The organism is Streptococcaceae bacterium ESL0687 (genome assembly GCA_029392475.1).
Classification (GTDB): domain Bacteria; phylum Bacillota; class Bacilli; order Lactobacillales; family Streptococcaceae; genus Floricoccus.
In genome coordinates, this window is sequence record CP113940.1 from 350,590 (window position 1) to 362,743 (window position 12,154).

Here is a 12,154-nt window from a genome sequence, read left to right on the forward strand (position 1 = left end):
TGAAAGGAGCGAACTTGTTTCGCTCTTTGTGTTTATTTTTTCACTTTTTTAAAGAAAAGGAGGTATTATGTTAGAAATTATTGATATTGTGAGTAACCATATCACACCCCTTCTTCCTGAACCTTATGAACTTGTAGACGTCGAGTGGGAAAAATTAGGACAAGATTTTGTTCTACGTGTCCTGGTTGACAAACCTGGAGGGATTGCCCTTCAAGATACGGTTGATATGACGGAAATTATTAGCCCAGCCCTTGATGAAATTAAACCAGACCCCTTCCCATCAGAGTATATGCTTGAAGTGGCAAGTCCTGGTGCAGAGCGTCCACTTAAAAAAGCTTCTGATTTTGCAGGAGCTGTTGGCAAGTACATTTTTGTAAGCCTTTATGCCAAAGTTGACAAGGAAAAAGAATTTGTTGGTGATTTAGTAGCCTTTGATGGTGAAAAATTAACAATTGATTACTTAAACAAGGGTCAACACAAAACTGTAGAAATTGATGTGAAAAATATCGCTAAAGCTCGTACATCTGTAAAGTTTTAGGATACCAGAAAGGAAAAAAAGTTGAGCAAGGAAATGCTAAGTGCCCTGACTATTCTTGAAGAAGAAAAGGGAATTAAAAGAGAAGTAGTCGTTGAAGCAATTGAACAGGCTTTGACAGCTGCCTACAAAAAACAATTTGGACAATCGCAGAGTGTTGAAGTTGATTTTGATGAGAAAAAAGGAGACTTCCAAGTCTTTACAGTTCGTGAAGTAGTTGATGAGGTTTTTGACAGTCGTCTTGAAATTTCATTAGAAGATGCTTTACTTCTAAACCCTCACTATGAGATTGGTGACCGTCTTCGTTTTGAAGAAAAAACTGCAGATTTTGCCCGAACTGCTGCAGGAGCTGCTAAACAGGTAATCATGCAAAAGATGCGCGAAGAAGAGCGCACAATCATCTACAATGAGTACTCACGCTATGAAAATGAAATCATGACTGGTACTGTAGAACGCTTTGACAACCGCTTTATCTTTGTTAACCTTGGAAAAATTGAAGCGCAACTTTCAAAACGCGACCAAATCCCAGGGGAAAAATATGAGGCACACGACCGGATTAAAGTTTATGTCTACAAGGTTGAGATGACTTCAAAAGGAACTCAAGTATTTGTAAGCCGTAGCCACCCAGAACTTCTTAAACGCTTGTTTGAACAAGAAATTCCTGAAGTATATGATGGAACTGTTGAAATCATGGGCATCGCTCGTGAAGCTGGAGACCGTGCTAAAGTTGTGGTTCGCAGCAACCAGGAAAATGTTGACGCCATCGGTACTATCGTAGGTGTTGGTGGAGCCCGTATCCAAGAGGTTGTTAAAGAGCTTCACGGAGAAAACATGGACATTATTGAGTGGGATGAATCACCTGAGGTCCTAATTGCAAATGCTCTTAAACCAGCAACAGTTGACCAAGTTATCCTTGATCCAGAAAATCCAAAACAGGCAGTAGTAGTTGTTCCAGATGATCAATTAAGTCTTGCCATTGGTAAACGCGGACAAAACGTGCGTCTTGCAGCCCACGTTACAAACCACAAACTAGATATTAAATCAGTAAGTGACTTTGAAGCAGCTGCTGAGGAAGTTCTAGCAGAAGAAGCCATTGAAGATTTAGATAATGAAGTTCTAGACTAAGGAGTTCACATGAAGACACGTAAGGTACCAATGAGAAAATCAGTTGTTTCCAATGAGCAGTTTCCTAAGAAAGATCTTTTAAGAATTGCCTTTGACAAAGAGGGTAATATTTCAATTGATCCGACAGGGAAGGCTCACGGACGAGGGGCCTATCTTGCCCTTTCAAATGAGGAAGCAGCGATGGCTAAGAAAAAAAGAGTTTTTGACCGTGTTTTTCAGACCAGCCTTTCAGATGACTTTTATGAAGAACTCATTAAATATGTTGATCATAGGGTTGCCCGCCGTGATCTAGGACTCGAATAAAATGAATAATAAAGTATTAAACCTATTAGGACTTGCCAAGAGAGCTGGAAAGCTTACAAGTGGTGAGGACCTAGTAGTAAAAAGCATCCAAAATGGTAAGGCAAAACTTGTCTTTTTAGGCCATGATGCTTCAAAGAATTTAATCAAAAAAATAACAGATAAAACTAACTATTACGAAGTAAGCATGACAGATATTTTTAGTACCCTTGAACTTAGTCAGGCAGTGGGTGAACCACGCAAGGTTATTGCTGTGACTGATAAGGGATTTGCTAAAAAGATGGGAGAACTTATGGAGAAATAGAGATAAGCTAGATGACAAGCTAGATTGAACTACCTTGCCATCAGTTAGTTAGGAGGACACGATTTGTCTAATAAAAAACGTATCAATGAAATAGCCCGTGAAAGTGGGTTAGCTAATAAGGATTTGGTCGAACATGCTAAAAAATTAGGCTTTGATGTAAAGACACACTCAAGCAGTGTAGATTCAGAACAAGAAAAGAAACTTCTAGCAAGTTTTAAAGCGAACTCAAAAGGTTCAGGTTCTAATCAAGCAAAGCCACAGGCCAAAAAAGTTGATAACAATAGCAAAGCTCACGGGGGAGAAGGACCTAAAAAAGGTAACCAGTCTACTCAAGCTCACCAAGGGAATAAAAAACAAAATCATTTGAATACTAAGACACAAAACAACCAATCAAACAATCAAGGTCAAAAACCTACTACTAACCGCAATGGGCAAAAGCCTACTACTAACCGCAATGGGCAAAAGCCTACTACTAACCGCAATGGGCAAAAGCCTAACAACAATAACAACAACCAAAACCGTCAAGGTAACGGAGGCGGCCAAGGATTTGGCGGCAACAATAATAACCGTAACCGTAACAACGGTGGACGTAACCAGGTTCGTAATGCCCGCAACAGTAACTGGAACTCTAAGAAAAAAGGTAAACGTAACGGCCAAACTCAGGCTGCTCCAGTACCACAACGTAAGTTCCATGAACTACCAGAAACTCTTGTCTACACAGACGGAATGACTATTGCAGACATCGCTAAAAAAATCAAACGCGAACCAGCTGAAATTGTTAAAAAACTGTTCATGATGGGTATTATGGCTACTCAGAATCAGTCACTTGATGCTGATACGATTGAACTTCTTCTTATGGACTACGGAATTGCTCCGGAGAAAAAAGTTGAAGTCGATACAGCTGACATCGAACGTCTATTCATCGAAGAAGATTACCTGGATCCAACTAAGCTTGAAGAGCGTCCACCAGTTGTAACAATCATGGGGCACGTTGACCATGGTAAAACTACCCTTCTTGATACCCTTCGTAATTCACGTGTAACAAGCGGAGAAGCTGGAGGAATTACTCAGCATATCGGAGCTTATCAAATCGAAGCTGAAGGTAAGAAGATTACCTTCCTTGATACACCAGGACACGAAGCCTTCACTAGCATGCGTGCACGTGGGGCATCTGTAACAGATATTACAATCCTAGTCGTTGCAGCTGATGACGGAGTTATGCCACAAACAATTGAGGCCATCAACCACTCTAAAGCCGCAGGTGTTCCAATCATCGTAGCCATCAACAAGATTGATAAACCAGGAGCAAACCCTGACCGTGTTATCCAAGAACTTGCTGAACACAACGTTATGTCAACAGCCTGGGGTGGAGAATCTGAGTTTGTTCAAATCTCAGCTAAATTCAACCAAAATATCGATGAACTACTCGAAACTGTCCTTTTAGTTGCTGAAATGCAAGAACTGCAGGCAGATCCAACAGTTAAGGCTATCGGTACTGTAGTTGAAGCCCGTCTGGACAAAGGAAAAGGGGCAATCGCTACCCTTCTAGTTCAACAGGGAACCCTTCACCAACAAGATCCAATCGTAGTTGGTAACACCTTCGGGCGTGTTCGTACAATGGTTAACGACCTTGGCCGCCGTCAAAAAGAAGCTGGACCAAGCTCACCAGTTGAGATCACAGGTCTTAATGATGTTCCTCAAGCTGGAGACCACTTCGCAGTATTCGAAGATGAAAAATCAGCCCGTGCAGTTGGTGAAGAACGTGCTAAACGTGCTCAACTAGCTCAACGTCAAAATTCACAACGTGTAAGCCTTGAAAATCTATTTGATACCCTTAAAGAAGGACAAGTTAAGTCAGTTAACTTAATCATCAAGGCTGACGTTCAAGGTAGTGCAGAAGCTCTAGCAGCAAGCCTACAAAAAATCGATGTTGAAGGTGTTAAAATTGATATCGTCCACTCTGCTGTTGGTGCCATCAGCGAATCAGACGTATCTCTTGCTGAAGCAAGTAACGCAATCATCATTGGATTTAACGTTCGTCCTACACCACTTGCCCGTGTACAAGCTGAACAAGATGACGTGGACATCCGCCTACACAGCATTATCTATAACGTAATCGATGAAGTGGAAACTGCAATGAAAGGTCTTCTTGATCCTGAATTCGAAGAAAAAGTTATCGGTGAAGCTATGGTTCGTGAAACATTCGTGGTATCAAAAATTGGTACAATTGCAGGATTCATGGTAGTATCAGGTACTGTTAAACGCGGGGCAAGCATTCGTGTTATCCGCGGTGGGGTTGTAATCCATGATGGTCAAATCGCAAGCCTTAAACACCTTAAAGACGACGTTAAAGAAGTCAAAAAAGGTAATGAAGGTGGACTTATGATCGAAAACTTTAATGATATTAAAGTTGATGACGTATTTGAAATCTACGAAATGGTTGAAATCAAACGCTAGTCGTTTGGTGAGGAGGAAATATGGCAAACTTTCGTTCGGACAGAGTCTCAACAGAAATTAAACGTGATATCAATGATATCATGCGCAATAAAATCCGTGACCCAAGACTCGAAGATGTAAACATCACTGACGTAAAAGTCACAGGAGATCTTAGCCAGGCAACTGTCTACTACACCCTCCTAAGTGATCTTGCCAGTGATAATGAAAAGGCCCAAAAAGGTCTTAAAAAAGCAAGTGGACTTATCAGAAGTGAACTTGCCCGTCGCATGACCATGTTTAAGGTTCCAGAACTTATCTTTGTCAAAGATGAGTCTGTTGAATACGGAAACAAGATCGATGAGCTGTTAAGAAATCTTAACAAAAACTAAGAAAAAGACTTCCCTGCAGGGAAGTCTTTTTTATTCGCTAATTAAATTTAAGAAGCTTTGGCTGTCATGACCATAAGCCACACGTACCCTATTTAGGGTAAAAATTCCATCATCAATACTTGCAAGTCCTGGGTTGGTTGTAAGTCCCATTTTATAGCCAGCATCTTTTGCAAGAATTCCAGTATCATCATTGTAGCGCCCTGATGGGTAGCAAATGACACTTGTGTCTTGATTCAAGAGTTTATCAAGTCCTTTTTTCGACTCAACTAATTGATAGCTTGCTTCCTCATCACTAGCCTGTCCTAGGTCAATATGGTCAACCGTATGACTCTCAATAGTAATTAGAGGATCCTTGTTAATTTGAAGCAACTGGTCATCTGTCATTTTATCAAGACCATCTTTCATATTCCAAATGGACATAATAGTTGCTTTCATCTTAAGTTTATCAAGGACGGGTTGGGCATTTTTCATATTATCAACATAACCATCATCAAGGGTCACCCAAACAATCTTGTCAGCGGGTTTTTCATTTTTAGTTAAAACCCTATAGGCTTCATCAGGACTTAAGGTGTAGTAGCCTGCATCCTTGAGAGTCTTCATCTCCATCTCAAATTCAGCTGGTGGGACAAATAAGGTATTTCCGTCTACAACTTCTGAGATATGATGGTACATAAGGATGGGAAACTTGATAGTGGTATCAGATTTTTTCCAACTTACCTTGCTTGTAGTCTCGTCACTTGATTGAGAAGAAGAGCTTTCCTTACTGGTCGTCCCTTCCTGGCTGCTTGTTTGACTGCTGTCACTTGTCTGAACATGGCTTTTTGAGCTTGAATTAAATTTTTGGTAACCAAAACCAATGATTAGACCGACTGCTAGTCCTAGTAGTACATACTTAAAAAGTTTTCTTATTTTCATAGATGTATTATAGCATTAAAAAGTTTAAATATTAAGTATTTTTGTAGGGCCTGTAGTAAAATGAACTTAGGTGAATGAATATATGAAAAATTTATTATTAAAAATGGTCTATTTTTATCAGCGGAGGATTTCTCCCTTAACAGGACCGACTTGCAGATACCACCCCACTTGTTCAAACTACATGATTGATGCCATTAAAATTCACGGAGCATTTTTAGGTACTATCATGGGTCTGGCAAGAATTTTAAGGTGTAATCCCCTTGTAAAAGGTGGAATTGATTATGTGCCTGAGAAATTTACCTTGAGGCGCAATAAGGATTCGAGGCAAATAAAAAACAAAAATTGAAAATTTTATAATCAGTCTTTAAATTTATCATCAAAGTGTCTATTAATTTATCGAATTAAGTAAATATGATATAATCAGTTAATTCTTAATTGAGAACAGGAGGCACTTATGGCCCAGGAAAATATTGTTGTACGCGGAGCACGTGTGCATAATTTAAAAAATATAGATGTCACCATGCCAAGGAATAAGCTTGTAGTAGTAACAGGACTTTCAGGTTCAGGAAAGTCCAGTCTTGCCTTTGATACCATCTATGCTGAAGGACAGAGGAGATATGTCGAAAGCCTTTCAGCCTATGCCAGACAATTTTTAGGAAATATGGATAAGCCTGATGTTGACAGCATTGATGGACTTAGTCCAGCCATTTCAATTGATCAGAAGACGACCAGTAAAAATCCCAGGTCAACGGTTGGGACAGTAACTGAAATTAATGACTACCTGCGCCTTCTTTATGCCAGGGTTGGTATACCCATGTGTCCAAATGGTCATGGTCCAATCACAGCCCAATCACCAGAGCAGATTGTTGATCATGTTTTGGAACTTCCAGAAAGATCTAGGCTGCAAATTCTAGCTCCAGTTGTCAGGGACAAAAAAGGGCAGCATAAAAAGACCTTTGAAAAAATTCAAAAGGAAGGGTATGTCCGCCTGAGAATCGATGGTGAGGTTTATGATATTGATCAGCTACCTGAACTAGATAAGAACAAGAAGCATAAGATTGAAATTATTGTTGACAGAATTGTTCTTAAAGAGGGTATTAGGGGCCGCTTGTTTGAGTCAGTCGAAAGTGCTCTCCATCTAGCTGAAGGTTACGTGATTATTGATAAGATGGACGGAACTGAGCTTCTCTTTAGTGAGCATTATGCCTGCCCGGTATGTGGCTTTACCGTTCCAGAACTTGAACCGAGATTATTCTCTTTCAATGCACCTTTTGGGTCTTGCCCTGACTGTGACGGTCTTGGAATTAAGCTTGAGGTGGATATTGACTTAGTAGTTCCTGATGAGACAAAGACCCTAAGAGAAGGAGCTCTTCTTCCTTGGAATCCAATTTCTTCAAACTATTATCCGCAAATGCTTGAGCAGGCCATGGATGTTTTTGAGATTGATATGGATCTTCCCTTTGAGGCTCTAGGTGAGGACCAAAAGAAGCTTATTCTTTATGGATCAGAGGGTGAAACCTTCCATTTCCACTATAAAAATGAGTTTAATGGGGTTCGTGACATCGATATTCCCTTTGAAGGTATAATCAATAACATCGAACGACGTTACCGTGAGACAAATAGTGATTTTACCAGGGAGCAAATGAAGGGTTATATGACAGAGCTACCTTGTGCTAGCTGTCACGGATTAAGGTTAAACCCTCAGGCCCTATCTGTTGAAATCGATGGAAAAAATATCGGCGAATTGTCAAAATTGTCTATTGGAGATCATCTGACCTTTATAAACAGTCTCATTTTAAGTGAGAATAGAGAGAAGATAGCAGGTCCTATCGTAAAAGAAATAAGTGACCGCTTGAGTTTCCTAAATAATGTGGGCCTTGACTATCTTACCCTTTCACGGGCTTCTGCCACCTTGTCAGGTGGAGAAAGTCAAAGGATTAGGCTAGCCACCCAGATTGGATCTAATCTAAGCGGGGTTCTTTATGTTTTAGATGAACCTTCCATTGGGCTTCACCAAAGGGATAATGACCGTTTGATTGATAGCTTAAAGAAGATGCGAGATCTGGGTAACACCCTAATTGTTGTTGAGCATGATGAGGATACCATGATGGCAGCCGACTATTTGATTGATGTGGGTCCTGGAGCAGGTAGCTTAGGTGGGGAAATCATTGCCAGCGGGACACCAAAGCAGGTGGCCAGAAGTCGAAAATCAATAACCGGTCAATATCTGTCAGGCAAAAAGAAAATCCCTCTACCAGAAAAACGTCGTCCTTTTGATAAGGACCGTGTAATTGAGGTCAGAGGAGCCTCTGAGAATAACCTTAAGGATATCGATGTAGATTTTCCTTTGGGTGTTATGACAGCTGTAACTGGTGTATCCGGATCAGGAAAATCAACCTTGGTTAATCAAATTCTTAAGAAGGCTTTAGCCCAAAAGATAAATAAAAATTCGGCCAAGCCAGGAAAACACAAGTCAGTTTCAGGATATGAGGGAATTGAAAAATTAATTGATATTGACCAAAGCCCAATTGGTAGAACACCTAGATCAAATCCGGCTACTTATACTAGTGTTTTTGATGACATAAGGGATTTATTTGCCCAAACCAACGAAGCCAAGATTCGTGGCTACAAGAAGGGCCGTTTCTCCTTTAATGTCAAAGGTGGCCGCTGTGAGAATTGTAAGGGTGATGGGATTATAAAAATTGAGATGCACTTCTTGCCTGATGTTTATGTAGCCTGTGAGGTTTGTAGGGGCAGAAGGTATAATAGTGAGACCCTTGAGGTTCACTATAAGGATAAAAATATTTCAGAAATCCTTGATATGCGCGTGTCAGACGCCCTTGAATTCTTCCGTCATATTCCAAAGATTGAAAGGAAGCTTCAGACCATAGTGGATGTGGGTCTTGGCTATGTTACCTTGGGACAACCTGCTACTACCTTATCAGGGGGAGAGGCGCAAAGGATGAAGCTTGCCAGTGAACTTCAAAAACGCTCAACAGGTAAGAATATTTATATCCTTGATGAACCAACAACAGGACTTCATACAGAAGATATTTATCATCTTTTAAAAGTTTTAGACAGGCTGGCTGATGCAGGCAATACAATTATTGTCATTGAACATAACTTAGATGTTATAAAGACAGCAGACTATGTTATTGATTTGGGCCCTGAAGGTGGTGCAAAAGGTGGTAATCTCTTATGCGCAGGAACGCCTGAGGAAATTGCAGCCTGTGACTTAAGCTATACAGGAAAATATTTGAAAGGAAAACTAGAAAATGAACCAAAATCAAAATAAAGAAGAATTAATTGAAAAATTACAAGAAAAAGGGACAACTAATGTTCCAACAGATCTTGATTCTAAGGATGATCTAGTCCACGGAACAACAAATATTGGAGATGATTCAGAACCAAAAAATTATATTGACCGAGGAACAACAAATATTCCAACAGAAGAAGGAATTGAAGCAGACCTTGAAGAAGAAAAAGCTCGAACAACTAATGTTCCAGAAGATTTAGCACAAGATAAATAAAGGGGGTTATGGTGAAAAGAATTGATAGATTAAGAAATTTGATGAAGGAGAAGGAAGTTAGTGCCTTATTGGTTAATAACCTTAAAAACATTTACTACCTTTCTAATTTTTCAGGGACTGAGGCAACTATCCTTGTGACAGAAAAAAATCAGTATTTTTTCACTGATGCTAGGTATACCTTAATAGCCAAAAATCTTGTTAAGGATTTTGAAATTATTGAGAGCCGCACACCCTTAAAAGAAGTTTCTGCTATCCTTGCTTCCGAAGGAATAAAGGACCTACAATTTGAAAGTCAAATATCTTATGGTCAATTTTTAGCCATGGAAGAAGAACTTAGGAATATAAATCTTAAGGCTTCTGACAACCTGATTGAAGAGCTCAGAACTATTAAGGATGCTGAAGAAATTAAGACCATCCGCAAGGCTTGTTCGATTTCAGACAAGGCCTTCGATGAACTTTTGAACTATGTTAAACCCGGACTTAGTGAACTTGAGCTGGCAAACTTTCTTGATTTTAAAATGAGAGAATTTGGAGCTTCATCCGTAAGTTTTGAAACAATTGTGGCAAGTGGTGCTAGATCAAGCATGCCCCACGGGGTTGCTTCTAATAAGATTATAGAGGCAGGAGATACCATAACTTTTGATTTTGGCTGCTATTACAATCACTATGTTAGTGATATGACTAGAACCATCTTCCTAGGTCAGCCAAGTGATAAGATGATTGAAATCTATAATACAGTCCTTGATAGCAATAACACCTTGATTTCTGAAACAAGAGCGGGTCTAGCCTATTCTGACTATGATTTAATTGCTAGAAAAGTTATCGAAGAAGCAGGTTACGGAGACAATTTTACCCACGGAATTGGTCATGGAATTGGTTTAGATATTCATGAGGACCCCTTCTTTGGTAAAAATTCAAAAGGTCACATTAAGGCTGGGATGACCATTACTGATGAACCTGGAATTTATATCGATAACTATGGTGGCGTTCGAATTGAGGATGATTTACTTGTTACAGAAGAAGGTTGTGAACTTTTAACGCTTGCTAGCAAGGATTTAATAATTCTTTAGCTAATATGCTTTAAATCCTCTTTGATAAAAGGGGTGCTAAAAGCCTATAAATATGTTAAAATATGAAAGAAATTTAGATTAGGAGATTTTTAATAAAATGGTAGCAGCAAATGAATTAAAAGCAGGAATGACCTTTGAATCAGACGGTAAACTTCTGCGCGTTATTGAAGCAAGTCACCACAAACCAGGTAAAGGGAACACAATCATGCGTATGAAACTTCGTGATGTTCGTACTGGTGCAACAACTGAAACATCATTCCGTCCAGAGGAAAAATTTGAACAAGCGATTATTGAAACTCGCCCAGCTCAATACCTTTACCAAATGGATGATACAGCCTTCTTCATGGATGTTGAAACTTTCGACCAATATGAAATTCCAGTTGCTCAAGTTGCTGAGGAACTTAAATATGTTCTTGAAAATGAAGAAATCAAAATTCAATTCTTCGGTACAGAAGTTATTGGACTTACACTTCCAACAACAGTAGTTCTTACAGTTGCTGAAACTCAACCATCAATCAAGGGAGCAACAGTTACTGGATCAGGTAAACCTGCAACTATGGAAACAGGACTTGTTGTTAACGTTCCAGATTTCATTGAAGCTGGTGAAAAACTAGAAATCAATACTCAAACTGGTGCCTACCTAAAACGTGCTAACTAATTTAGCTTAAGTTTTTAGGCCTAAGAAGGGATTAATATGAAGGATATACATGTTGAAAACCTAGGAACAGTAGTTATTTCACCTAGGGTCATTGAAACAATTGTAAATATCACAGCCTCACACATCGAAGGACTTTACTCTCTAAGAAACAAGAGTTTTTCTGATATTTTAGGGAAAAAGGCTGAAGGACGTGGGGTCTATATTAGCCAGGACGAACAAGGTTTGGTTGATGTTGATATTTATGCATTCATGATTTACGGAGTGAATGTTCCAAATGTTGCAATGCAAATGCAAAAAGAGGTTAAGGAAGTCGTTTATAACATGACAGGTATTGAAATCCACGATATCAATATCCATGTTTCAGGAATTGTACCTGAGAAGACTCCAAAACCAAAACGTACAGATTTATTTGATGGGGGAGATTTTCTAGATGGCGAATAAAAAGATGAGTCAGCATGAGATTCGTATGAGTGCTGTACAAGCTCTTTATTCTCTAGAACTGCAAGAAGAAGCATCGGTTAGTGATGTGATGGATTTTGTCATGTCATACGATGAATTTCCAGAGAGCACTCCAAAATATTTGGAAACCTTAGTCCGCGGGGTACAGATAAATAAACACACGCTTGATGAAAAGATAGCTGAATTTATCAAAAGTCCTTGGTCAATTGAGAGGCTTACAAATATTGAACGTGTGATTTTACGTCTTGGAGCTTATGAAATTTTATACACTGAAACACCAAATGTTGTTGCAGTTAATGAAGCAATTGAACTTGCAAAAGATTTCAATGATGAAAAGGCAGCTAAATTCATAAACGGAGTACTAACCAATTTAGTATAGCAAGAAGACGGTTTTTATCGTCTTTTTTTGTTATAATTAAAGGCAACATGGGAC

General features: G+C 39.3%; 14 protein-coding genes. 13 read left to right on the forward strand and 1 reads right to left on the reverse strand.

Annotation, left to right across the window (positions count from 1 at the left end; genetic code table 11):
- Window positions 1-67 precede the first annotated feature (67 nt).
- From rimP to rbfA, 6 genes are all read left to right on the forward strand, one after another.
- Window positions 68-538 carry a ribosome maturation factor RimP gene (rimP, locus tag OZX60_01865; GenBank protein WEV45517.1) on the forward strand — a complete coding sequence of 157 codons (471 nt, stop codon included), beginning with the start codon at window positions 68-70 and terminating at the stop codon, window positions 536-538.
- Window positions 539-559: 21 nt separating this feature from the next.
- On the forward strand, window positions 560-1,660 hold the full coding sequence (gene nusA, locus OZX60_01870) for a transcription termination factor NusA (protein WEV45518.1): 1,101 nt from the start codon (window positions 560-562) through the stop codon (window positions 1,658-1,660).
- Window positions 1,661-1,669: 9 nt separating this feature from the next.
- Window positions 1,670-1,963 carry a YlxR family protein gene (locus OZX60_01875; protein WEV45519.1) on the forward strand — a complete coding sequence of 98 codons (294 nt, stop codon included), beginning with the start codon at window positions 1,670-1,672 and terminating at the stop codon, window positions 1,961-1,963.
- Between the two features lies 1 nt (window position 1,964).
- Window positions 1,965-2,264, forward strand: a complete 300-nt coding sequence (locus OZX60_01880; GenBank protein ID WEV45520.1) for a YlxQ-related RNA-binding protein — start codon at window positions 1,965-1,967, stop codon at window positions 2,262-2,264.
- Between the two features lie 63 nt (window positions 2,265-2,327).
- A complete protein-coding gene (gene infB, locus OZX60_01885; GenBank protein ID WEV45521.1) occupies window positions 2,328-4,721 on the forward strand; it encodes a translation initiation factor IF-2 in 2,394 nt (797 codons plus the stop codon).
- A 20-nt stretch (window positions 4,722-4,741) separates the two neighbouring features.
- A complete protein-coding gene (gene rbfA, locus OZX60_01890; protein WEV45522.1) occupies window positions 4,742-5,089 on the forward strand; it encodes a 30S ribosome-binding factor RbfA in 348 nt (115 codons plus the stop codon).
- A gap of 30 nt (window positions 5,090-5,119) precedes the next feature.
- On the opposite strand, the gene OZX60_01895 is transcribed toward rbfA, so the two are convergent.
- Entirely contained in the window at window positions 5,120-6,004 is an 885-nt protein-coding gene (locus tag OZX60_01895; GenBank protein ID WEV45523.1) for a polysaccharide deacetylase family protein, read from the reverse strand.
- Window positions 6,005-6,086: 82 nt separating this feature from the next.
- On the opposite strand from OZX60_01895, the gene yidD reads away from it, so the two are divergent.
- From yidD to nusB, 7 genes are all read left to right on the forward strand, one after another.
- Window positions 6,087-6,350, forward strand: a complete 264-nt coding sequence (gene yidD / locus OZX60_01900; GenBank protein WEV45524.1) for a membrane protein insertion efficiency factor YidD — start codon at window positions 6,087-6,089, stop codon at window positions 6,348-6,350.
- Between the two features lie 108 nt (window positions 6,351-6,458).
- The gene (uvrA, locus tag OZX60_01905) at window positions 6,459-9,299 is read left to right on the forward strand and encodes an excinuclease ABC subunit UvrA (protein WEV45525.1); all 2,841 of its coding nucleotides are present in this window, start codon (window positions 6,459-6,461) and stop codon (window positions 9,297-9,299) included.
- The gene (locus OZX60_01910) at window positions 9,280-9,534 is read left to right on the forward strand and encodes a hypothetical protein (GenBank protein WEV45526.1); all 255 of its coding nucleotides are present in this window, start codon (window positions 9,280-9,282) and stop codon (window positions 9,532-9,534) included. Before uvrA ends, OZX60_01910 begins: the two co-directional genes overlap by 20 nt.
- An 8-nt stretch (window positions 9,535-9,542) precedes the next feature.
- Window positions 9,543-10,604, forward strand: coding sequence for a Xaa-Pro peptidase family protein (locus tag OZX60_01915; GenBank protein ID WEV45527.1), 1,062 nt, complete (start codon window positions 9,543-9,545; stop codon window positions 10,602-10,604).
- 97 nt (window positions 10,605-10,701) lie between these two features.
- Window positions 10,702-11,262, forward strand: a complete 561-nt coding sequence (gene efp / locus OZX60_01920; protein WEV45528.1) for an elongation factor P — start codon at window positions 10,702-10,704, stop codon at window positions 11,260-11,262.
- 45 nt (window positions 11,263-11,307) lie between these two features.
- Complete coding sequence (locus tag OZX60_01925; protein WEV45862.1) at window positions 11,308-11,703, forward strand: Asp23/Gls24 family envelope stress response protein; 396 nt, start codon at window positions 11,308-11,310, stop codon at window positions 11,701-11,703.
- Window positions 11,693-12,100 carry a transcription antitermination factor NusB gene (nusB, locus tag OZX60_01930; protein ID WEV45529.1) on the forward strand — a complete coding sequence of 136 codons (408 nt, stop codon included), beginning with the start codon at window positions 11,693-11,695 and terminating at the stop codon, window positions 12,098-12,100. The genes OZX60_01925 and nusB overlap by 11 nt, the downstream gene beginning before the upstream one ends.
- Window positions 12,101-12,154: the final 54 nt, after the last annotated feature.

What these genes read in the sequence shown, in the direction of transcription:
- yidD (WEV45524.1), top strand. Translation starts at nt 6,087, where the DNA reads ATGAAAAATTTATTATTAAAAATGGTCTATTTTTATCAGCGGAGGATT.
- rbfA (WEV45522.1), top strand. Translation starts at nt 4,742, where the DNA reads ATGGCAAACTTTCGTTCGGACAGAGTCTCAACAGAAATTAAACGTGAT.
- OZX60_01895 (WEV45523.1), bottom strand. Translation starts at nt 6,004, where the DNA reads ATGAAAATAAGAAAACTTTTTAAGTATGTACTACTAGGACTAGCAGTC.
- nusB (WEV45529.1), top strand. Translation starts at nt 11,693, where the DNA reads ATGGCGAATAAAAAGATGAGTCAGCATGAGATTCGTATGAGTGCTGTA.
- OZX60_01915 (WEV45527.1), top strand. Translation starts at nt 9,543, where the DNA reads ATGGTGAAAAGAATTGATAGATTAAGAAATTTGATGAAGGAGAAGGAA.
- rimP (WEV45517.1), top strand. Translation starts at nt 68, where the DNA reads ATGTTAGAAATTATTGATATTGTGAGTAACCATATCACACCCCTTCTT.
- efp (WEV45528.1), top strand. Translation starts at nt 10,702, where the DNA reads ATGGTAGCAGCAAATGAATTAAAAGCAGGAATGACCTTTGAATCAGAC.
- uvrA (WEV45525.1), top strand. Translation starts at nt 6,459, where the DNA reads ATGGCCCAGGAAAATATTGTTGTACGCGGAGCACGTGTGCATAATTTA.
- OZX60_01875 (WEV45519.1), top strand. Translation starts at nt 1,670, where the DNA reads ATGAAGACACGTAAGGTACCAATGAGAAAATCAGTTGTTTCCAATGAG.
- OZX60_01910 (WEV45526.1), top strand. Translation starts at nt 9,280, where the DNA reads ATGAACCAAAATCAAAATAAAGAAGAATTAATTGAAAAATTACAAGAA.
- OZX60_01880 (WEV45520.1), top strand. Translation starts at nt 1,965, where the DNA reads ATGAATAATAAAGTATTAAACCTATTAGGACTTGCCAAGAGAGCTGGA.